We start from the raw sequence: 21,957 nt of genomic DNA on the forward strand, positions 1-21,957 counted from the left end.
GAGCTTTACGGCGGTTCATTATTATTATCTCCAATAAGCTTCGAAGACCGCGCTGTGGCGGTTGTCTCGATTATTGGAAGACCATGTAAGCTCACGTTGACCTTAAAGCTCGAAGTTGTAAAAAGTCGTAACAAACTTGTACGTCAGCTGTGCAGCAGGCCGATCAGCGTCTGTTGCGACTGCTGCAATTGCGCATGAACCTGCGGCGCCAATGCGCGCAACCTTGATTCGTCGTTGACCAGAGCGGCCTCCTCCAGCGCGCGTAAAAAAGTGGCCAACGCACGGAAGCCCAATGAGTCGCTGCTGCCGGCCAGGCGATGCGCCAGGTGAGCGACTTCGGTGCAATCGTCGGCTTCGATCGCTTCCGTGAGCGCTTCGCGATGCTGACTGATGGAATCGCGCAACACCGCCAGCAACCCCTGCAGTTTCTGTTCACCGAGCAAGGTGCGGTGAGTGTCCAGCAACGGCCAATCCATCGCCTCGTCAACAGGTTGCGGCGCGAGTATTGGTGAATGCCCGGCCAGGGCCTGACGCAGATTGTCGAGCTTCAGCGGTTTGGCGAGGATGCCGTCCATCCCGGCGTCCAGATAACCGCGCACCAGCGCCGGTTGCACGCTGGCGGTCAAGGCGAAGATTCGGCATTGGCGGTTCGGGCCTTCGGTGCGGCGAATCAGCGAGCACAACTCGACGCCGCTGATGCCCGGCAGGTGCACATCGAGCAGGATCAAATCGAACGTCTGCGCGGCGCATTGCGTCAGCGCCTGCTCACCGTCTTCGGCGAGCCAGACCTGATGCCCGTCCCGTTGCAGCAAGCCGCTGACCACTTCACGGTTCAGCGCCACGTCCTCGACCACCAGAATCTTCAGCGGTCTGCCGGGTTCGCTGCTTGACACCACATCGGTGGTGCCGGACGACGGTTGCAACGTCAATTCAAACCAGAAACAGCTGCCCTGCCCGACCTGACTTTCAACACCGATCTGCCCACCCAACTGCTCCACCAGATGTTTGCATATGGCCAATCCGAGACCGGTTCCGCCGAAGCGCTGCGCCACCTCCTCGCTGGCCTGAGTGAAGCGCTCGAAAATCTTTTCCTGCACCGCCGGCGCAATGCCGATGCCGTTGTCCGTCACGCTCACGCGCAGCCGTTGCCCGGTCTGTTGCGGGTTGGGAGCCAACAGCACAACCTCGACTCTGACCTCTCCACCCTCGGTGAACTTGATCGCGTTGGCCAGCAAGTTGCTCAATACCTGACGCAAGAATTGTTCGGCGCCGTGGTGCCGATCAGCCACTTGCGGATCCATCCGGCAGTGCAGCGTCGTGTCGTTGCTCAACGCGCGCGGTTCCAGCAGCGTGAGCACCTCATCCAGCAACTGTCGGAGTGAAAAATCCACCGCTTCCGGGTGACTGACACCTTCCTCCAACCGAGCGAAATACAGCACTTCATTGAGAATCGACAGCAACCCTTCGCCCGCCTTGTACAACGCATCCAGGCGCTTGCCATCGCGCTCATCCAGACGTGCGCCGCGCAGCAGCTCCGCCATGCCGAGGATGCCGTTGAGCGGGGTGCGCAGTTCGTGGCTCATGGTCGCCAGAAAACGTGACTTGGCGAGGTTGGCCGCCTCGGCTTCGTCCTTGGCACGCATCAGACTGGCAGTGCGGCGCTCGACCATTCGGAACAGTTCATCGCGGTTGTCTTGCAGCGCCAGCCGATCGGTTTCCCGGCGGTCAATGTCACTGACGATCGCCCGGCGCATGTCGTCCAGCGCATAGGCCACGGTGTCGATCTCATCCGGGTGGACGCTGCGCCGCTTGTCCAGATGCATCGGTTCGTACCAGTCACCGGCGGCGATGCGTCGTGCGAACTCGGCCATGACTTTCAGGTGCCGGGTCACCAGGCGGTAAAACAACCACGATAGCGCGACCGCCAGCCCACACAGAAACACGCTCATCCACAGCAAACTGGTCAAGCCGGTGGCATACAAACGCTGATGCACGGCGCCCAGATCGGTGCTGACTTCCAGTTGCCCGAGATGCCGCTTCGGCCCGGACGGCGGTTGATAGTCCAGTTGAAAACGCTCGATGCGCAGCGGCCCGATCGGCGCTGGATTGCCTTGCAGCAAGTCGAAATCCGGGCTGGTCAGGCGAACCCGCGTCACGTCGGAAAAATCCACCAGTCCGCGCAATTGCACATTCAGTTGTTCCTGGTTCAAATCCCAGAGGCTGCGCTCCAGACTGGCCAGATAACCGGCCCGAATCAACGCCATGCGCGAATCGATCTCGCGCATCTCGCGGCGGTATTCGAAGTACAACTGCACGCTGCTAGCCACCACGGTGAAGCACAGGCTGAATAGCAGAATGAACAGCAGCAGACGCCGCAGCAGTCCACCGGGCCGGGCTCGAATCATTGCTTATCGGCCGGCAGTTTGATCATGTCGCGGTAGGTGACCTGACTTTCGTGAAGTAAACGGTCGACCTCCCCCGAGTCGACCATGCGCTTCAACTGCGCATCGATTTCAGGCATGCGACCGGCCAGCGCAGAACGGCGCGACACGGCCACCCGCAAGTAATCCACGCCAAAGGAATTGGGCAAAGCGACGATGTCTTGCGCCCCTGGCAGGGTCTCGACCCGCATCTGCCCGGTACGCCGCTCCGAGACGATGAAGTCGATGCGTCCGCGAATCAGTTTTCCGAAGTTTTGACTGCTGTCAGAGACCATTTCGATGTTCTGATGCTCGGCGACGAAGCGGTCGAACACCACGCCGTAACTTTCACCGAACAACAATCCGCCGCGGTAATTGGCCAGGTCCTCCAGCCGCTCGATTGTCACCGGATGCTGACGATTGATGAACACGGCGACTTCTTCGCGCAATACCGGGACTGTGGAAAAGACCATGCTCTGCTCACGCTCCGCGGTGCTATACATCAGCACCACGTCGACCCGGCCTTCGGCGGCATCGCGCACGCAGCGATTCCAGTTGTCCAGCTCGACGATTTCCACTTCATAGCCCAGCTGTCCAAAAAGCGCTTTCACCACGCCGGGCGCTACGCCGCGCACCTGTTTGCCGTCACTCCAGGAGATCGGGGGGTAGACCGGATAATCGCAATAGCGGACTTTGTCCGCCGCCATCGCGCTGTCGGCGAGCAACGCCAACAGCAAGCTAAAACGTCGCAGCACCGCGTTCAGGCTGCCACGCTGGCGGTGAACAGATAACCGGCGCCGTGGATGGTGATGATCAATTGCGGCTCGGCCGGGTCATCGTGCAACTTGCGTCGCAGACGTCCGACAAGCACGTCGATGGAGCGGTCGTTGGGCACCCATTCGCGGTTGCGAATCTGGTCCATCAGTTGATCGCGGCTCAGGGTGTGACCGCTGTTGCGCAAGAACACGCTGAGCAATTGATACTCGCCGTGGGTCAGCAGGGTTTCGCTGCCGCTGTTGTCGATCAACCGTCGGCGATCCGTGTCCAGGCCCCAGGCGGCAAACTGTTTGACCGGTCGAGAAATGGCTGCAACCGATTTAGGCGTATGGGCATGACGCACCCGGCGTATCAGGTTCTTCGCCCGGGACACCAGTTCGCGTGGATTGAGCGGTTTGATCACGTAATCATCGGCGCCGCACTCGAGGCCGACGATACGATCGATTTCATCGTTGCGCCCGGTGATCAGAATGATCCCGACTTCCGAACGGACCCGCAGCTCCCGGGTCAGGGTCAGGCCGTCCTTGCCGGGCAAGCGGATATCGAGCATCACCAGATCGACCGTCTGGGTCGCCAGGAAGGTTTCGGCCAGCTCTGCGGTGGCGGCGCAATGCACCTCGTAACCTTCCTGGCTCAAGTAAGCCTGCAGCAGTTCGCGAATCAACGGATCGTCATCGACGATCAATACTCGAGGAGTCATCGCATGGTGTCCTGCGTGTGCCCGTAGGCGTGTTTCTTATTAGAGTTTTTTCCTGCATCGACGCCTGAGAGTATCCATTGCTGAACGATCGATCAACAGCCCGTCGTCTGCAAACAGAAACGCTGACGCCCNCCACTCTGCAAGCCGTCGACCCAGGCTTCGCAAATCTGGATGCCCTGCGCCGGCGTAAAGGTGCCAGGGTTGAGCCCAGACTCCAACCACAACCCATCGAGCAAGGCGCTCAAGCCGATGGCGGCCAGGTCGGCGTCGAACTGTTTCCACCCCTCCTCCCTGGCCATGTCCGTCAGGGCCGAGCGCATGATGGTGCGGTACTCGCCATAGGAATGTTCGTGGGCCTGGTTGATCGCCGGGGCCGTCTTGACCGCGCCCCAGAATACCAGCCAGGCGTCCAGCAGTTGCGGGTCCAGCAATTCAGCGGAAAACGAGCCGCGAAAGAACGCCGACAGACGCTCGCGGGCATTGGGGGCCGCCTGTTCCATGGCGGCGCGCAGCAATCCCATGACCCGTCCGGTCACTGCCAGGTAGGCCTCGGCGACCAGTTCGTCCTTGCCGGAATAGTGATGACTGATCAGACCGACCGAGACACCGGCCTCGGCGGAAATTTTGCGTATTGATGCGCCTTGGAAGCCGTCGCGCTTGAGGCACACGAGCGTGGCCTCGATGAGATTGGTTTTGCGCAGCTCCGGCGTCATTCTGGAGAATCGGACTTCCTGAGTCATGGGGCGGCGTTCCTGGAGGCGAGGGTTGAGCTCTGTATGAGCCATTCGCGAGCTGAACGACTGTACAGCAACAACCCTCGGCTACTCCAGATGTTGAAGCTAACCCGGCGCCACCCGCTCAAGCAATCGCAACAGCGCGGCCCAGGCCAACTGCATGGCATCCGGGTCGCTCAACTCCCCTTCGTCCAGCGGCCGGCCAGGATCATTGAACTGACGTTCGGTGTGTTCGCACACCTCGCTCGGCGGCAAGACCAACTCACCGGCAGCTTGCGCAGCGAGCTGGATTTCACAGGCTTTTTCCAGGTAGTACATGCGCAAGAAGGCCTGGCTCACAGTCTGGCCAACGGTCAGCAAACCGTGATTACGCAGCATCAGCACCGGCTTGTCGCCAAGGTCCTGCACCAGGCGCTGCTGTTCGCTCATGTCCAGCGCCACGCCTTCATAGTCGTGATAGGCCACCCGCCCGTAGAACTCCATGGAGATCTGATTCACCGGCAACAACCCGCACTTCAACGCTGCGACCGCGCAGCCGGATCGGGTGTGGGTGTGCAGCACGCACTGCGCATCGTCACGGGCACCATGGATGGCGCTGTGAATCACAAAACCTGCCGGATTCACCGGATACGGCGACGGCTCCACGGCCCGGCCATCAAGGCCGATCTTGACCAGATTCGACGCGGTGATCTCATCGAACATCAGCCCGTATGGATTGATCAGGAAGTGATGCTCAGGCCCCGGCAGTCGCACTGAGATGTGGGTAAAAATCAGATCGGTCATGCGAAAGTGCGCGATCAATCGATAACAGGCGGCCAGCTCCTCGCGCAGATGCTGTTCCGTCGTGCTGCGCAGCGGGTGGGTGATCTCGTTCATTGTTGCGGTTCTCCAGGGTAATCGACTGCGCAAAACAGTAAGGCCGGACGCGGTGAAACGTCCAGCCGCCAGCGGCTACTTGCTGGCCCAGGCATTAAAACGCTCTTCGAGTTCTTCGCCGTGATCGACCCAGAACGCCACGTCCATCGACAGCGCGCCTTTCAGGTTTTGCGGCGCCGTGGGTACCCATTGCGCGAGTTTGCCGTCGAGTCTGGCTGCCGCTTGCGTATTGGTCGGGCCGTAAGGGATCTGCTCGACATACTTGACCTGCGCGTCCGACTGATTGGCGAACGCGATAAAGCGCTTGGCCTGATCGACATGTTTCGAGCCTTTGATGATCGCCCAGTAATCCATGCCATACAGACTGCCCGGCCACACCAGCCCCAGGTGACTGCCGTTTTGCGCGGCAGCGGCCACACGTCCGCTGTACGTCGAGGTCATCACCACATCCCCGGCCGTAAGCCATTGCGCCGGTTGCGCGCCGGCTTCCCACCACTGGATGTAGGGTTTGAGCTCGGTGAGCTTGGCGAAGGCCCGGTCGACACCTTGCGGCGTGTTCAACACTGAATAAACGTCTTCGACTTTCACGCCGTCGGCCAGCAACGCGAACTCCAGGTTATACACAGCACGCTTGCGCAGCCCGCGTTTTCCGGGGGTTTTGTGCACATCCCAGAAGTCGGCCCACGACGTCGGAGCCTGCGCCAGCTTCTGCGTGTCGTAGGCAATCGCCACGCTCCACACCAGCGCTGCCGAGCCGCACGGCTGCGCGGCGTCGGGAATCAATTGTTCGACGCGACCGAGGGTTTTCCAGTCGAGTTTTTCATACATTCCTTCATCGCAACCGCGCATCAGGTCGGGGCCTTCTATCTGCACCACGTCCCAATCGGCGTTGCCGGTGTCGACCATCACTTTGATCCGGGCCATCTCACCGTTGTATTCGCTTTGAATCAGCTTGCTGCGATCCGCAATGCTGAACGGCTGGAAGAACGCCACATCCTGGGCTTTCTGGCCGGCGCCGCCGTAACCCACCACCACCATGTCCGGTGCTGCCTGAGCGCTGCCAAGGCTGACGGCCAAGGACAGCATCAAGGGATAAAAACCGTGCTTGAGCGTATTCGATTTCATCAGTGGTTCCTCTTGCCGGTGCGCCGACACATAAAAAACAAAGGCCCTGCCGTGCATTCCCCGCCTCGTCCCCCGGCAGTCATGCAGAGAAGAATCGCCTGAGAACATCAGTAAAAAAATCAGTTGATTTTTTACTAGCGGTAAATTCTTATAGAAAAATAATAATGCCGAAAACCGGCCTTTCGGCTTCAGCCTGCCTGGAGTAATCGCACCATGTCGACCGCTACCCCTGCCTTCGCGCACCTGTTCGAACCGTTGCAACTGCGTGGCAAACGCCTGAAAAACCGCATCATGTCCAGCGGTCACGACACCTCGATGCCCACCGACAACCTGGTCAACGAGCAACTGATCGCCTACCACACCGCGCGGGCCGAAGGTGGCGTCGGGCTAATCGTGTTGCAAGTGGCCGGCGTGCATGACAGCGCGCGGTACACCTCGCACGTGCTGATGGCCACCGACGACGCTTGCATCGAGGGCTATCGAACGATCGCTGAGCGTTGTCATGCGCACGGCACCGTGGTGCTGTCGCAGCTCTTCCATCCGGGTCGGGAAATCATGGAGTCCAGCGATGGCTTGCTGGCCGTCGCCTACTCGCCTTCGGCGGTGCCTAACGAACGGTTTCGGGTGATGCCGCGTGCGTTGGATCAAACGATGATCGACGAGATCGTCGGCGGTTACGGCGCAGCGGCCCGACGCCTGTATCAGGCCGGAATCGACGGTGTGGAAGTGGTCGCCAGCCATGGCTACCTGCCGGCGCAATTCATCAACCCCCGGGTCAACCGTCGCACCGATGACTACAACGGCGAGCTGGAACAGCGCCTGCGTTTCCTGCGTGAAGTGATCGCTGCGGTGCGCGCCAACACTGATGAGCATTTCATCATCGGCCTGCGCATTTCCGCCGATGAGCGCGACCCTGAAGGGCTGACCGAGGACGAATCCCTGGCCGCCGTACAATCGCTGCAACCGATTCTGGATTACGTGCACATCGTCGCCGGCACCTCGGCTTCGTTGGGCGGCGCCGTGCACATCGTGCCGCCGATGGCGATCGAAGCCGCTTATCTGGCCAAGGAAGCTGGAACGTTCAAGGCCGGGTTGTCGATTCCGCTGTTCGTCACCGGACGCATCAACCAGCCGCAAGAAGCCGAACTGATTCTGGCCCGCGGCCAGGCCGATGTCTGCGGCATGACCCGCGCGCTGATCTGCGACCCACAAATGCCCAACAAAACCGACACCGGCCACGTCGAAGACGTGCGCGCCTGCATCGCCTGCAACCAGGCGTGCATCGGCCACTTCCACAAAGGCCTGCCGATTTCCTGCATTCAGCACCCGGAAACCGGCCGCGAACTGATCTTCGGCCAACGGCAGCCAGCCGTTCAACGCAAACGCATCATGATCGCCGGCGGCGGACCGGCCGGGATGAAAGCCGCCGCCGTGGCCGCCCAGCGCGGACATGAGGTGACCCTTTACGAAGCCAGCTCGCAGCTCGGCGGCCAGGTCTTGCTGGCGCAACTGCTGCCTCGACGCGCCGAATTCGGCGGTACCAGCACCAACCTGCAACGCGAAATGGATCTGGCCGGGGTGCGCGTCGTGCGTAACACCCGTGTCGACCGGGCGCTGGTCGAACGCGAACGCCCGGACATGGTGATCGTCGCTACCGGCGCCGAACCGTATTGGCCGGCGTTCGAGCGCGGCGGCGAATTGCAGGTCGTAGACGCCTGGCAAGTGCTGCGCGAGGAAGTGCAAATCGGTCGTTCCGTGGTGGTCGTCGATTGGCGTGCCGACTGGATCGGTCCCGGCATCGCCGAACGTCTGGTACGCGCCGGACACCAGGTGCAACTCGCCGTCAACGGCACCCATTGCGGGGAAAACCTGCCGCTGTACGTGCGCGATCAACTGGCCGGCGAACTGCACAAACTCGGCATCCCGATCACCCCCTACGCCCGCCTCTACGGCTGCGACGACAATACCGTCTACCTGCAACACACCGCCAGCGGCGAACCGATGCTCTTCGAAAACATCGACACACTGGTGCTCTGCCAGGGCCATCAACCCGTCGATACCCTCGGCGCTGAACTGCAAGGCCTGGTGGAATTTCGTCGCATCGGCGATTGCCTCGCCCCGCGCACCGCCGAAGAAGCCATCTACGAAGGTTTGAAAATCGCCTGGGCGCTTTGAGGCTGTTTTATACTCCGGGGCTTTTACACACCCCGGTTTGGAGCACGCCATGAGCAACAGCAGCAAGATGCCGCCTGCCAGCAGCGCGCTCACACAGGACAGCGCCACGGCAGAGCCGCATTTTCTCGGCACACGGATTCGTGGGTTGCGTAAACGTCGGGGCATGACCCTGGCGGAACTGGCGCAGATGAGCGAGCTGACGGCGGGGTATATCAGCCAACTGGAACGGAATCTGGCTTACCCGTCCATTCCTGCGCTGTTCAACATCGCGCGTAGTTTGGGTGTGACCATTCAATGGTTCTTTGCCAGCGAGGGCAATACCGCGCCTGAAGATGCCGGCGTTGTGGTACGCAAGAACACTCGGATGAGCGTGCATTATGAGGATGGGATTGTGGATCAGCTGCTGACGCCGCAGCCGAATCGACAATTGGAGATGCTGCACTCACGGTTTCCGCCCGGGACCTACAGTCAGCAGAGTTACAGCCATGAAGGCGAAGAAGCCGGGTATTTGCTGTCGGGGAGTTTTGAGTTGTGGGTGGGGGAGCGTTATTTCCAGCTGAATGAAGGGGACAGTTTCAGCTTTTCGAGCCAGGAGCCGCATCGGTATGGCAATCCTGGGGAGGTGGACGCGGTGGTGATCTGGGTGATTACGCCGCCTTCGTTCTGAGGGGCTGGCGACCTCAGAGCGGAGACAAAATCAGGGTGTCGGCAAATTGCACGAAAAAACCGGCGTTTAGCCGGTTTTTCTTTTTACTCACTCATTTACAACCAACCGAACCCTTTTCCCATCATGGCTGCCAAGCCCAGCGCCGTGGTGATCAACGCGCCGAACAGTAAACGAAAATCCGTTCGAGCTTCTTTGCGATGCTCCCGAAAATCCGTTCGAGACTCTTGACGGTGGTCACGAAACTCCACGCGAAGGTCACCGATGTCACGTCGGACGTATTCGATATGCGTCTCAAGTTTGGATACTCGCGGTTCCAATGGGTTTTCTCCTGGAGGACCTGGTGGTCTTCGTCCATTCTCGTCAGTGCCACTTCGTTTGTTGCTCGGGAAGCGGTCGGGGTAATGCTCATCAAGGTTTACCAGCACAAAAGGTTCACTCATCGCAGACCTCCAGCGCTACGGTTTTGCTGCTGTCTTCGACGATGATATCTGCCAGCACATTGAGCGAATGCAGGCGAATAAATCCGCAGTACTTGCAATTAAGCATCACCGCCGGTGTGCCGGAGCGTAAGTACTCTTTGCCATACGACCAGGGCAACCCTACGCCCGTCGCCCCGGCCTGAAGTGGCAACTCCCACTCATCATGCTCACAGAACGGGCACCCGGTATTCTTTATCCGCGCTTTGAAAATGTTGGCCAACCGCCCGGTATCCAGATGAAGAACACTGGATATTGGCTTGCCTCGTGTCACCCCGGTCTGATCATCACTCTGAAAACCTTCTTCACTGCTGCTGTACATCGCTACCTCCTCCTTGAGGGAATAAATCATCGATTAACCGATCAACCAGAAGATGGTGCGTAACGTCCAGCCACCTGCTCGACCGCGAAGTCATTACGGATGCCTTCGCTGAAAAACGAATATACCTTCGATCAATCTCGGACGTATCCGCGTGCGAAGTAGGACGATTCTCTCGTTTGTGTCAGCCCGGAATTACGCCTGTGAGATCCGTCCACGGGGCTCTTGCGAAAGCTGCCAGCGCAAGGTCACAGGTTTCTCTGATGAGTGGGGTCTTCGGTTGAGAAGGTCAGTGGCCGTTCCGGCATTGCACTGGCATCGCCTTCAGGTTCTGCTTGAGGTCTGGAAATGATCGGGGCCACCAGTCGCAACACACCCCTTTCAATCAATGAGAGAAGTCCAAAAACAATAAAGCCAAAAATCAGCCCGACAACCAAAATGCTCAAGGGGTGAATTTGCACGGCGTCGGAGCTGTCCAGCATGTAGAGAAAAGCCTGAACAGCGACGGCCACACAGGCCGCCAAGGCTGCAATCAGCTTGATAATCAACCAAAGCCGCCGCCATCTATTCATGCTCTTCCCCGCTATCCGGTGATTTCGCTCTTTATTGCATGATAGCTAATGAGCGGGAGGCGCCTTTTTTTCTCGCTTGGTCGGGCTTCGCTTCTTTGTCAGAGTGGGGTCGGCGCNTCGCTCTTTATTGCATGATAGCTAATGAGCGGGAGGCGCCTTTTTTTCTCGCTTGGTCGGGCTTCGCTTCTTTGTCAGAGTGGGGTCGGCGCCAGAATATCCGGGTGACTCTCGCTGAAGTTGTAGGCAAAATCCGAGAGTTGCGTAAGGGGGTACGCTTGCTGTGCTTTTGGGCAGGTTGCCGCCTTGTTGGCCATATCTTCGGCGGGATACTCTCCAGACGTCGCTGCACATTCAGCGACCGGGCTTGGTAACCCGACGAGTTACGCAACAGCGTCCCCATCACAATGCTGGTTTTTTCACCAGTAATCTTGTGCTATGGCGGCTGTGCGTGGGACGCCTTCGGGCGTGCCGGTCTCCTTGACTCCCGGTTTACCAACCTGCGCGCAGCTGCCACCCATTCGCTTGGTAACGAAAACGGCAGCTCCTAACGTCAAGGAGTAGACAATGCACACTGTAAATCCGTACAAATTTCTGCGCTTCCCTCACCTCAATTCTCACTGTCGATCCCGCTGCATCTCCGTCACTGGAGGTGGCAAATGACCGAATCAGCAGAAGCAAAAACCATCGGCTTCACCCCCATCTACTGTTCAGGCAAAGCGATGTTCCACGTCAGTGCTGGAGTGCCTGTGAGTGATGCATTGGCACAGGCCTCTGATTTTCTGTTCCTGGCCAAGGCGTTCACGGAAGACGCCGCCTACGTAAGAGACACCGACCGTCATGCCTGGGCCGCGCACTATTTAACGGCGATGGGTAAAGCGCTGCTTGATGATGTGGTGAAGGCGGTAACACCCAGACCTGATCGGAAGGACAAGAAAGCCGCAAAATAGCGGCTGGCCTTTCTGATAGGTTCCCTGGACATTCGGGGTAACAGACCGCCATGGGGGGTGATGTTAGTCACTTTCCCATGGCGCCTATGCTGCCACCCACTCGCTGACTGAGTACCACGGCTTGGGGTGAGAGATAGGGATTCGAACCCCTTCCTACGTCGCTGCAGACCGCTTCAGGCAAGCATAGACGGTGCTTTTGTCCTTTGCCAATGGCGCAGAGCGGTTCATGGCGGCCCTGAATCTGCCCTAATTTTGCCCTAAATTATTTCCACTATCAGGACTGAACGGGTAGCCCTATCAGATGCAGATTAGAAATACAGTTCATTGTTATGTCTGCCGACTTAATTTGATCACTAGATCCTGAGCCGTATCCGCCAGCCCCTCGACCATCTCGAAAATGTCAATGACCGAACGCTCCAGCCCTTCAACTTCAGCGGCCAACGGCGTAGAAAAAAGATGACAGGCTCCTTGTGTCAGATCGCTAAGTCCATCGCTGTAGTTGTCGACAATGCTTTGCATACTGACACGGATTTTTTCTGCATCCTGTGCGAGAAGCAGCAGACGATAGGTCAGCTCTATTCGCTGATCACCGCTCTCGTGGGCGGCAGCAATCGTCTGAACAAAAAGCTGTTCATCAGTGAGCGCCACCACTTTTTTCTTCCAAAACATGCAGGGCCTCCCTAGGTTCTTTCAGCAAGCATCCAATAGCTTCTGGAGATTACACAACGGCGCATCCCCTTCTTTGTATTCCGGGTAGTCATCAAAAGCGGTGCGAATACGTGTCCCGGATTTCAGCTGCGGCAGCAACTCATCCAAGGCCTTTTGTCGCGTATACGCGTTATCGCCCATGGAGATGACCTTGTTGTCGTCGATTCTAATTCTCAGGCCGGATTCGCTGTAAGCACTTCCGTCGTAGACGTTGGGGCGATCCTTTCCATGCCGATAAAATGAAACTTTTGCTTTGGCGGATGTCACAGCACACGTGACCACGTCGGTCATCTGATCCCTGGTTTTGCTGATTTTCCAGTCACAAGAAAACACCGGAGACGAAACTAGCAGCAGAGAAAAGGCCGCAGTGAGGAATTTCATCAAGATCATCCTTAATTTGAAGGGCTTGAGGTTAGCGCAAGACCGCCAAGCATGCAGTGCGAAATCGATAAAACGCCCCATAAAGCCCGAGCCTTCGGCATTCGATGTCGGGAGTGCAAATCGATATCACCTACGCCGATTTACCAGGCTTTTGTTCAATGTTTCGGCGCCACGACCGCCACTGCATTGAAAAGGGACGCGACCTTATACCAAACGCAGATTGTGCTTGGGTATTAGAAGCAACAGAGGCTGAAGGCCCATGTTTGCTACGCCATATCGATCATGCAGGGTGCATTCATAAATGCATGATTAGCATTGAATGGCATAGTTTGGCGTACGGAATGCCCCATTTTTGCTCCATTTTATTCATGACTGGCCAGACCATAAGCCCTAACCGCTAAAACAAGCCCCCCACAAAGTTGATGAATGGAAGGCTTACTTTTTATTTAAAACGCGCTACAGAGCCGTCTTCTCGCAGCTTTTACCTAAAGCCTCTGCTACCGCAGCCCTCAACTCATCATCCTCCTGGGGCGCGTTCAAAATGTCGCGTAAAGCGAAGAGCGATTTCACGTCGCCAATGTAGCTAAGCCCTTTAGCCGCCCCTACCCTCACTTGAGTACTTGCAGCCGTTCTATTCAATATCTCGAGCAGCGCATCACGGACATCAACAGTTTTCATCTACAACTCTCCTTGTGGTTTTGATAACTCAATCATACCGTTATCTCTTTGTAAGATTCTCGCTGGATCACTTGTCGCCAACTTTATCGGCAGCGCCTCTCTATCTATTCCTGTCGGCCACCTAAGAACCGACTGAGCACAAAAAAAATAGCTGTGCCATCCCGTAAGGGACAGCAGAGCTATTTTGATTTGCCCGAAAGGCACGTCGCCACCTAAGGATTTGATCCGTACTGTAAGCATGCATCCAGCTTCAGGCTGCTAAAGTTAGGAAAATCTACGAACAGCGACACACGATTGAGGTTGGCGGTAGCGTCTGTGGGGGCATGCTAGGCTAAAGGTGACAACTCCGACCACAACGAATAGGGCTTGGTACGAATTAGAAGCATGCAGCACGGTTAGGATTTAATCCGCGAGGAAGCCAGAGCCATTCAAGCAAGCGATGTCCAACAAAAAGAAGATTTATCGATCATAGAAAAAAGGACGAAAATGAAAACCTCAACTTTAAATACGCTTCTTGTTGCAAAAGCCATATTTAAAAAAACCAAATCCCTGGTTAATTCCGGCGACAAACACTCCTGCACAGCTGGAATTATACTACTCCAAGATTTTGTTGAGCTGGTTGTTCTTGCCGCACTAGATGAACTAGACAAAAACGAACAAAGAAACTTAGAATCAAAGTCTTTCGACGAATTACTTGGCGAACTAAAAAAACTGAACGTTCCAGTTATTAAATCAGGAACTATAAAAGCGCTTAATAAACAGAGGGTTATCTCAAAGCATTACGGACAACTGTCGGAACCAGCCTCTGTAATAACTTATTTCAACACAGCAGAAAACTTCGTTGATGCACTACTAGAGCATGTAGTTGGTGCAAAACTACAAGAAATCTTCCTTACCGACATCCTTAAAGATGGCCCAGCAAAGACTTTAATAAAAGACGCTATCACCCTCGCGGAACAAGGGAAATTTCTCGACTCGTTAGTTGGGCTACGCAAGGCGTTCTATATATCTTATGAATTCGAGTATTGTATTTACGCCTTTAGACTGCGCGAAGCAAACGATAATGGCCTCTCTGACTGGTTAGGCCTGGGCGTATCCGGCGGCAGGAAAGCTCACCACTGGACTAGAAACAAACAGTGGATAGAAGCAAATGTAAAAAAGCCAACAGATTATATCCAAATCAACCATGAAAAATTAAAGACAGACTGCATGGAATGGGGCATCAGCACAGTTGATACTGAAAATTTTAGAAGATTAACGCCCGAAGTAGTTGAGACAGAGAAAGAAACTTGGCACCTGGACTATTATACGAATTTTGCAGCCAACGAATTGAACATTGAAAACTTTAATTACTGCTTGGAAATAGTTTTAGACTTTCTCTTGAAAAAACAAGAGTTTGACGCTAGCCATAAATGGCCAAAACGAGTCAAATCCGTCCCCGCACCACCGATTTACGTGGGAAAACCTATACTTAGTATGCCATTTCAAGGCGCAACAATTACTGGATATGTGAAAGAAGACTATTATTACTCGGTTGATAGAATAGTATCTGGCTTCAATACTGCCGAACAATATTTGTATGTCCACCTTTACCCACAAAAAGCAGAGTTTTCTATTCATGAACACATCTGGGGATATTTATTAAATGAATGAATATAGCCGACAACAGCCCCTCAGCTATCACCTTCTCCGAGCCAAGTCAGTGCCAATCCTGTCGGACGGGGGGAGGGGCAAAAACTATGCATTTAGCTACCATAATAATAAACATCGACTTACCTACTTATAATCATCGGCATTTAGAATTAAGCAATATATCCATTTGAAAGACAGTACACTTTGTATCTGCGGCGCTTCGACCCAATACTAGCTTTCAATACAAGCCATCAACTCATATTCGAGAGCAGAAACAATTTCTGCCTTATACACTTTTCGCATAATTTTTTGAGTTTGCACAGCATCATACACATCTTTTAAACAACGACTAGTTATATGCCCTCGATGAAAAGCTGAATAATTTGCCAACAGCGATGCATGCATAAATGTAAGATCGAATGCTTCAATCGCTTCGATGCAGCAAGCATGGGAGTTATGCTGCAGGAAAGGGTGCTCTGCTTGTGGGACAAGGACATGAAACTGCTGCTGCCCTTTAACCACATAAAATTGGTTAATTTCAGAGTTAATCACCAGCACTAGAAGCCGTGGTGAGAGCGACACTACCAACAAATATTTATTTTTCGGTGGCGTACAGAAATCACACCAAGTATACACAACCGATCCAACTCTAAGATTCCGCAGCAGCGAGTTTGCGAACCAATTCAATGCTATGAAATCCTTTTCAAAAAATCAGTATCGATTATTGACCAATGCTTTTAGCAACTCAGAGTCTTCAAGCGATTCTAATATATAATCATCGGGCATAAAGTGCATGTGATCTTTCCGCGACCGTTCCCATGCACAATCATGACTCAAATCACCTAGATCTTTTTTGCGAGAAAGCTCAATAACCTCGTCAATGCACTCTAAATCAGATTCACTGAACAGATCATCGTCAAAAGGCCGATCAACGACAACCTTCCAACCCCGAATACTAACAGGGGACTCTAGCTCACATGCAAGGCTGCCTTTTTCACGCAACTCTTTAAGCAAGTTATAAGCGTGAGAAGGAACCGGCCCTTTATCCATGGCCACATAACGCTCATCAAATATAAAACGACCGAACCGTTCCATATGTATTTTATCTGCCAAATAAAATACCTTCAGGACATTATAAATATTATCTTTATCCCGGTTTTTCTCAGCAATGTACGCGAACGCTTCGAGTGTTCGTTTCTTTTGCTCAATAGCTTTTCTATCCATAGCCATAGCCATTTTTCTTCACCTCTGCGTTCCGCCCCCAATGAGGGCGCGCGTATTCTATAGAAACCGCTTGAAAAAATCTAAAAAATTGTTTTCCAGCTTTTTCCGCATTTCGAGGCTTTGTCCAATAATGTAGCCCCATAATCGTGCTCGCGTGAATCCATCCCTCATATTTTTCTGACCTATGCAGATGCCTATCTGTTCAAACAAGATTTAATCGCATCCGACTGTCCATAATTGATCCAATCGAGTTGTATAGCTCTGGCTAAGCATTTCTCTACGCATCCCCCAATCAGAGCTGCGCGGGACGCTGGCCACCCTCAATGTGCCCCTTCCCCAGCGCCCGTTAATTTTGTCCAGCACAGCCATTACTTTGACTGCCTCTGCAGGCTGAGAAGTCGCGAACAGGTCGTCGGTGTACTCGCCTTGCTTACAACGATTCAGAAGCATCACTTCTGCCTTGCTATAGCTGAACCCCGGCCGATACACACGATCGAGAGCGCCGACAGCAGCTTTCGTCAGCAGACGCACATCATCAGTGGGATACGGTAAATCGACCACAACGCCGTTCGCATACTTGGCTTCCTCTGGGTTAAACATGCCGGTGCGGATACTGACGCGAACCTTCTTGCACAATGAGTTCTGCGCTCGAAGCTTTTCCGACGCCCGCATCATGTACATGGCCACCGCTTCCTTTATCGGTGGCAGATCCTTTAGACGTTTGCCGAACATCCGGCTGCAGCAGATCTCCTGCTTCGGCAGATCGAGCTCGTCGAGCTCCAAGCAGGGGGTGCCGGATAGCTCTCGGGCCGTCTTCTCGATAACTACGCTGAAGTTTTTGCGCAGGATCCACGGATCAGCCTTGGCCAAATCCATTGCGGTCTTGATGCCCATTGAATCCAGGTGCATTTTCATCCGTCTACCAACACCCCATACCTCGGCAACGTCTGTGTTGCGTAGCACCCAATCGCGCTTGAACTGATTGCAGATGTTTACGACGCCGCCGGTCTGGGCTTGAAGACGTTTTGCCGTGTGGTTGGCGAGTTTGGCCAGGGTTTTGGTGTGGGCGATACCGACGCCAACCGGGATACCTGTGCAGCGCAGCACCAGGCTGCGGATCCGCCGGCCGAGCCCATCTAGGTCGTCTACTCCCGTGAGATCGGCAAAAGCTTCGTCGATGCTGTACACCTCAACAGCCGGTACTAGCGACTCAATCAACGTCATGACCCGCTCACTCAGGTCGCCATAGAGTGCGTAGTTCGACGAGAACGCGACAATGCCGTGCTGCCTGAGCTTGTGCTTGATCTGGAAATACGGCTCGCCCATTTTCACGAAAGGCTTGGCATCGTAACTACGGGCGATAACGCAGCCGTCATTATTCGACAGGACCACAATTGGCACTTTGGCCAGGTCAGGGCGAAACACCCGTTCGCAGCTGGCATAGAAGCTGTTGCAATCGATCAGACCGAAGACCGGTGGCACCTTAGACATGGCTGCGCACGCTGCTGGTTACGACGCCCCAGATCGTGAGTTCGTCGCCCTCCAGCACGTAGCGTGGCGGGTACTTAGGATTTTCCGACAGCAGGATCACGTCCTTGCCACGAATGCACAGGCGCTTGCAGACCGGGTCGTTGTTCAGAAGCGCGATAACCACGTGCCCGTGAACGGGCTCGATGGAGCGATCCACCACCGCAAGATCCCCTTCAAAAATACCCGCGCCCTGCATACTCTCCCCCGTGAGCGACACCAGGTAGACATGCGGTGCGCGGACATTCAGGACCTCATCTAGCGAGATGTGCGCCTCAATATAGTCCGCCGCCGGCGAGGGAAATCCGGCAGGCACGCGGAAGAGACACAGCGGCAACTTTCGGCCGCCCTCGGCAATTGGACCCAGAAGGGAAAAGCTCATGACGCACGACTTCCAAATACTGTACGAATATACAGTAAACGTTGAGAATTGCTTGCGGTCAATTTTTTATGGGAAAAATCTGATCGATGGTTGGTGATGGATTGTTTCCACTTAGGGCGTGCATCGACTTGCAATGGCAATGGCAATGGCAATGGCATATTCCTCGATTTCGCAACGGCCTCACATAAAGATGCGCTATCAGTTGTCCTTCACTGATAGTAGTCCGGAACAAGCTCATGGATCGTTTTCAGTAGCCAAGGAGAAGTGTTGATGTTTGATTACGTAGGAAGCTTTCCAATCCCGGTCGAGTTTCTGCCGCAGCGCTTGCGCTCGCTGCTGGAGCCCGTCGGAACTGACCCGCTACTGAAAGTCGAAGTGAATAGCTTCACGGAAACCGAGATTCCAGGGCTGAACCGCGAGACGCTACATATGTTGACGGCAGTCGTTCCCGATGACGGTAGCGCGCCACCAATAATCCATAGCGACCAAGGACTTGTTGCGTACTCACTTCCGATTTTTGGGGATAAGGGCAGCCTGCGAGACTTCGTACCGAGTGTATGTGGGTACGATTACATCGTTGCGTCTTGGGGTAGCAGTTTGTTCTACACCTACAACCTTGCGGAAAAGGTCTGGATGACGCTGGGCCTCACACCACGCTGCATTGGCAACGAGCAGCAAAGTATGGTTTACGACGACCTGAGCTTGCCGGAATTCGGTGTCGCCACGGGGGAGGTCTCTTGCCAATATCACTTCAAGGCTTCCCGAAACATTCGGTGGTTCATGTCCAATGAATACCTGCGAAAATATCTATGGATGAGGGGCGCGCGTGGCGTTCGCCAGTTCTACTATCAGGCAACGCTCCAGGATGTACCGCAACTGCGCGAATTGATGAAAGGGGAAAGCTTTGTTTCGCTTGGCGAACCGGGAGGCTGGTTTGACGGCGACATTCGAGAAGCTAACGGAGGTTTGCTACTCCAGGTATGGGCAACGGTTGAGGCAATATCCGGCGCCCCCTGCCCACAGCAAACTGCAGATGAGCTGACTTGGCCCGGAATCGCAAAAAAGGTTACGCGCGCCATCGCAAACGACATCATGAGGGATGAGCAAACGGTTTATCTCGACGATCGCTTTCTGGAACGCTATGAGAAGAACAAACTTTACGGAAGCACTCCCGTAGATTTTTCCGGTGGCTGGCTTTGCAGCCCGTCCTACCTTGGCCAATGGTCGTTCACTGGTTGCCGGCGAGTCGGGCGAAATCTAATCGAAGTAGAGTTGCGGGATCTGTACAAAGGCGTACCAGACCGTGAAATATTGCATGCACATTCCTGCGCTTTAGATGCAGCAATCGTAAAACAGCGTGATCTAACTGAAGAACATATTGTTTCCAAGGTTGATCGTCTACTCGCGCAATTACTGTCCCTTGGGGAGAATTTATCCCGCTTGGGGGCTGTTTTGGGAATTCAAAAATCCGCCGTCGATTTGCTCGGATTCTCGCGAAAAGAGGTGGAGGCCGATGGTTGGCTAAATTACCCACAGCTTTCGAAGCTTGCCCAGGTCGCGCCAGTGGACATGACCCAGCAGGACTTTCTCGCGCGATGCAAATCCATTCATGAAATTTGGCAAAAACTGCCCAATGGTTTTCTCAAACAGATTTTACAGGCAGCCGGCGTCCCGAGAGAGTCCACCTCCAATCTAGCTAGCCTGAAGTTGCTGGAGGGTTTACTGAATATCTTGCTCGCTTTTGACGCAAACTGGGAGGCGCCAGATGCGCTCAAAAACAAGGACGAGCCAGAAGGCTGGAAGGCTAGGAGTACCGGCATTGCTATGCTCTTTGTCACCAATGATCTTCGCATTGCCGATGCCCATGACTCAGTGAGCGAGATTCTTAAAAAGCTGCAGGAGCAAGGTTTCGAGACGGCCACGTTGCACCAGGGCTATGGTCGTGCTCTCGACTTCGTTTTAGACGGAGTTATCAAAGCCTTTGCAGCAATCAATGATCCCTTGGGTCGCATATTGGCACGCGCCTGATTAGCACAACTTGATCACGTGTACCGTGTTAACCCGGCAACCCCTTTAAATATTCTAAGACCATTCAGAACAGCCCTCCGAGGTCGGAGGGTTTCCAGTTCATGATAACCAATTCACCGCTCACCTCAGCCTTCCCCTGACGTTGGTTGGTGTTGCAGTAGCGGATGTCTAGCGTCTCAAAGTGAAAGCCCTCAAATACGCGCCGGATGTCCGGATGGTCATTGATGCTGACCATCACCTTGCCTTTACAACGGCGCATGAAGTCGGCCATGCGCTCATAATTCTCGAACGGAAAGTCCACCCCATAACCGGCGGTCTGCCAGTAAGGCGGGTCCATGTAGTGAAAGGTGTGGGCACGGTCGTAACGCTCAGCGCATTCAAGCCACGGGAGATTTTCGACGTAGGTACCGGACAGGCGCTGCCAGGCGGCCGAGAGATTTTCCTCGATACGTAGCAGGTTAATGGCAGGGCCGGTGGTGGCGGTACCGAACGTCTGCCCGGTGACTTTGCCGGCGAAGGCATGGTGCTGCAGGTAGAAGAAGCGTGCGGCGCGCTGGATGTCGGTGAGGGTTTCGGGGCGGGTACGGGGACTGGTGGTCCTTCGCTAAAGCGCACCGTGAAGGAAGGCATTGATCGCTGGCTGGAGGTGCAGCGCGCGCTCAAAGCGTCCAGCACCGTCGTCAACTACGTCAGCAAGGCTATGCATGTCGAGAAGAAATTTGGCAAGCGTCGGATCGTCGACATCAGCAAGAGCGACATTGAGTTGTTTCAAGCGCAGCTTCTCAAGCAAGGCTTGGCCCCGAAGACAGTGAACGACATTTTCACCATCGTCCGCGGGGTCTGGGCGGATGCCTTTGGCGACGGCATCCTGAAATCCAACCCGCTCGACCGGATCAGTAACGTCGGTTCTGACGTCGACCTGGAGCATGCCGACCCATTCAGTCGCACGGAGATCGAGTTGATTGGCAAAGCGGATCCCGATCGACGAGCTGACGCCCGGATGATCGAGTTCAACTGCTGGGCCGGACTGTCCCTGTCAGAACTAATCGGGCTCGCCGTTGAGGACATCGATCTTGAAGCCGGGCTGGTACATGTGCGCCGCGCATTGGTTGTCGGCGAGTTCAAAGTCCCCAAAGAGCGCTCCAGGGTACGAGTCGTCGAGCTGATAGACCCTGCCCTCGCATTGATGCGGGAAATTGTTGTCGCCGCAAAGGAAGCACCAACTGTTGAGATAATTATAATCCAGCGCGACAACATCACGTCGAAGAAAATGAAAGTTAGATTTCTTTTTCGGAGCTCCACTAGCGGCCTTCTATGGAGTGGGAAGACATTAAGTAACTGGTTCACTGCCCATTTGAGAAAAGCGGCAGTTCGTCATAGAGGCGCTAATCAGTGCCGCCATACCTTTGCTAGCCAGATGCTGTCGAGTTACGTACCCGTTGAATGGGTTGCCCGACAGCTCGGGCATAGTGATACGACAATGGTAAGAAAACACTACGGGAGGTGGATACCTAAGGATACCAAGAGCATGGCAGGGATGGTTTCGAAAATGCTTGGCTTTAGAACGTAAGGATTAAATTTTGCAAATAAAGGAGAGCTAGGAATAAGC

Annotated in this window: 22 protein-coding genes and 1 pseudogene; 6 read left to right on the plus strand and 17 right to left on the minus strand. The window is 54.8% G+C overall.

What is annotated here, in order from left to right; all coding sequences use genetic code 11:
- Positions 1–143 precede the first annotated feature (143 nt).
- The 6 genes from B7L09_RS09730 to B7L09_RS09755 form a co-directional block, all read right to left on the minus strand.
- On the minus strand, positions 144–2,405 hold the full coding sequence (locus B7L09_RS09730; RefSeq protein WP_094468653.1) for an ATP-binding protein: 2,262 nt from the start codon (positions 2,403–2,405) through the stop codon (positions 144–146).
- Positions 2,402–3,127 carry a substrate-binding periplasmic protein gene (locus tag B7L09_RS09735; RefSeq protein WP_094468676.1) on the minus strand — a complete coding sequence of 242 codons (726 nt, stop codon included), beginning with the start codon at positions 3,125–3,127 and terminating at the stop codon, positions 2,402–2,404. Before B7L09_RS09735 ends, B7L09_RS09730 begins: the two co-directional genes overlap by 4 nt.
- A gap of 53 nt (positions 3,128–3,180) precedes the next feature.
- Positions 3,181–3,897 carry a response regulator gene (locus B7L09_RS09740; protein WP_094468654.1) on the minus strand — a complete coding sequence of 239 codons (717 nt, stop codon included), beginning with the start codon at positions 3,895–3,897 and terminating at the stop codon, positions 3,181–3,183.
- A gap of 92 nt (positions 3,898–3,989) precedes the next feature.
- Entirely contained in the window at positions 3,990–4,637 is a 648-nt protein-coding gene (locus tag B7L09_RS09745; protein WP_094468655.1) for a TetR family transcriptional regulator C-terminal domain-containing protein, read from the minus strand.
- Between the two features lie 99 nt (positions 4,638–4,736).
- Positions 4,737–5,507, minus strand: coding sequence for a class II aldolase/adducin family protein (locus tag B7L09_RS09750; protein WP_094468656.1), 771 nt, complete (start codon positions 5,505–5,507; stop codon positions 4,737–4,739).
- 75 nt (positions 5,508–5,582) lie between these two features.
- The gene (locus B7L09_RS09755; RefSeq protein WP_010462204.1) at positions 5,583–6,632 is read right to left on the minus strand and encodes an ABC transporter substrate-binding protein; all 1,050 of its coding nucleotides are present in this window, start codon (positions 6,630–6,632) and stop codon (positions 5,583–5,585) included.
- Between the two features lie 213 nt (positions 6,633–6,845).
- On the opposite strand from B7L09_RS09755, the gene B7L09_RS09760 reads away from it, so the two are divergent.
- Together B7L09_RS09760 and B7L09_RS09765 are read left to right on the plus strand one after the other, a co-directional pair.
- On the plus strand, positions 6,846–8,807 hold the full coding sequence (locus tag B7L09_RS09760; RefSeq protein WP_094468657.1) for an oxidoreductase: 1,962 nt from the start codon (positions 6,846–6,848) through the stop codon (positions 8,805–8,807).
- Positions 8,808–8,874: 67 nt separating this feature from the next.
- Positions 8,875–9,474 (plus strand): cupin domain-containing protein, encoded by a 600-nt coding sequence (locus tag B7L09_RS09765; RefSeq protein WP_176457682.1) that lies wholly within the window; start codon positions 8,875–8,877, stop codon positions 9,472–9,474.
- A 95-nt stretch (positions 9,475–9,569) separates the two neighbouring features.
- On the opposite strand, the gene B7L09_RS32135 is transcribed toward B7L09_RS09765, so the two are convergent.
- The 3 genes from B7L09_RS32135 to B7L09_RS09780 form a co-directional block, all read right to left on the minus strand.
- Entirely contained in the window at positions 9,570–9,914 is a 345-nt protein-coding gene (locus B7L09_RS32135) for a hypothetical protein (RefSeq protein WP_217902005.1), read from the minus strand.
- Positions 9,907–10,272, minus strand: a complete 366-nt coding sequence (locus tag B7L09_RS09775) for a hypothetical protein (RefSeq protein ID WP_094468660.1) — start codon at positions 10,270–10,272, stop codon at positions 9,907–9,909. Before B7L09_RS09775 ends, B7L09_RS32135 begins: the two co-directional genes overlap by 8 nt.
- A gap of 245 nt (positions 10,273–10,517) precedes the next feature.
- Positions 10,518–10,841 (minus strand): preprotein translocase subunit Sec61beta, encoded by a 324-nt coding sequence (locus B7L09_RS09780; protein WP_094468661.1) that lies wholly within the window; start codon positions 10,839–10,841, stop codon positions 10,518–10,520.
- 656 nt (positions 10,842–11,497) lie between these two features.
- Between B7L09_RS09780 and B7L09_RS09785 the strand changes: the two genes are divergently transcribed.
- Positions 11,498–11,788 (plus strand): DUF3077 domain-containing protein, encoded by a 291-nt coding sequence (locus B7L09_RS09785; RefSeq protein WP_010462217.1) that lies wholly within the window; start codon positions 11,498–11,500, stop codon positions 11,786–11,788.
- Between the two features lie 327 nt (positions 11,789–12,115).
- Here B7L09_RS09785 and B7L09_RS09790 read toward each other — a convergent pair whose 3' ends face one another.
- The 3 genes from B7L09_RS09790 to B7L09_RS09800 form a co-directional block, all read right to left on the minus strand.
- On the minus strand, positions 12,116–12,457 hold the full coding sequence (locus tag B7L09_RS09790; protein WP_010462219.1) for a hypothetical protein: 342 nt from the start codon (positions 12,455–12,457) through the stop codon (positions 12,116–12,118).
- Positions 12,458–12,478: 21 nt separating this feature from the next.
- Positions 12,479–12,877: a hypothetical protein gene (locus B7L09_RS09795; protein WP_141213447.1), complete on the minus strand. Its 399-nt coding sequence runs from the start codon at positions 12,875–12,877 to the stop codon at positions 12,479–12,481.
- A 456-nt stretch (positions 12,878–13,333) separates the two neighbouring features.
- The gene (locus B7L09_RS09800; RefSeq protein ID WP_010462224.1) at positions 13,334–13,555 is read right to left on the minus strand and encodes a HEAT repeat domain-containing protein; all 222 of its coding nucleotides are present in this window, start codon (positions 13,553–13,555) and stop codon (positions 13,334–13,336) included.
- A gap of 486 nt (positions 13,556–14,041) precedes the next feature.
- On the opposite strand from B7L09_RS09800, the gene B7L09_RS09805 reads away from it, so the two are divergent.
- Entirely contained in the window at positions 14,042–15,208 is a 1,167-nt protein-coding gene (locus B7L09_RS09805; RefSeq protein ID WP_010462226.1) for a hypothetical protein, read from the plus strand.
- A gap of 210 nt (positions 15,209–15,418) precedes the next feature.
- On the opposite strand, the gene B7L09_RS31385 is transcribed toward B7L09_RS09805, so the two are convergent.
- The 4 genes from B7L09_RS31385 to B7L09_RS09820 all read right to left on the minus strand — a co-directional run bounded on the left by B7L09_RS31385 (position 15,419) and on the right by B7L09_RS09820 (position 18,320).
- Positions 15,419–15,874: a hypothetical protein gene (locus tag B7L09_RS31385; RefSeq protein ID WP_141213448.1), complete on the minus strand. Its 456-nt coding sequence runs from the start codon at positions 15,872–15,874 to the stop codon at positions 15,419–15,421.
- 24 nt (positions 15,875–15,898) lie between these two features.
- Positions 15,899–16,423, minus strand: a complete 525-nt coding sequence (locus tag B7L09_RS09810; RefSeq protein ID WP_010462228.1) for a Panacea domain-containing protein — start codon at positions 16,421–16,423, stop codon at positions 15,899–15,901.
- 201 nt (positions 16,424–16,624) lie between these two features.
- Positions 16,625–17,902, minus strand: coding sequence for a translesion error-prone DNA polymerase V subunit UmuC (gene umuC, locus B7L09_RS09815; RefSeq protein WP_010462230.1), 1,278 nt, complete (start codon positions 17,900–17,902; stop codon positions 16,625–16,627).
- Complete coding sequence (locus B7L09_RS09820; RefSeq protein WP_010462233.1) at positions 17,895–18,320, minus strand: LexA family protein; 426 nt, start codon at positions 18,318–18,320, stop codon at positions 17,895–17,897. Before B7L09_RS09820 ends, umuC begins: the two co-directional genes overlap by 8 nt.
- A gap of 270 nt (positions 18,321–18,590) precedes the next feature.
- Between B7L09_RS09820 and B7L09_RS09825 the strand changes: the two genes are divergently transcribed.
- Complete coding sequence (locus B7L09_RS09825) at positions 18,591–20,348, plus strand: hypothetical protein (protein WP_010462235.1); 1,758 nt, start codon at positions 18,591–18,593, stop codon at positions 20,346–20,348.
- Positions 20,349–20,412: 64 nt separating this feature from the next.
- Here B7L09_RS09825 and B7L09_RS09830 read toward each other — a convergent pair.
- A pseudogene (locus tag B7L09_RS09830) lies at positions 20,413–20,931 on the minus strand (DNA adenine methylase); the annotation flags it as partial.
- Here B7L09_RS09830 and B7L09_RS09835 point away from each other — a divergent pair.
- The gene (locus B7L09_RS09835; protein ID WP_010462239.1) at positions 20,869–21,918 is read left to right on the plus strand and encodes a tyrosine-type recombinase/integrase; all 1,050 of its coding nucleotides are present in this window, start codon (positions 20,869–20,871) and stop codon (positions 21,916–21,918) included. The pseudogene B7L09_RS09830 and the gene B7L09_RS09835 sit on opposite strands and share 63 nt — an antisense overlap.
- Positions 21,919–21,957 lie beyond the last annotated feature (39 nt).

Origin of the sequence: Pseudomonas mandelii (genome assembly GCF_002251635.1) — a bacterium.
Lineage (GTDB): Bacteria > Pseudomonadota > Gammaproteobacteria > Pseudomonadales > Pseudomonadaceae > Aquipseudomonas > Aquipseudomonas mandelii_B.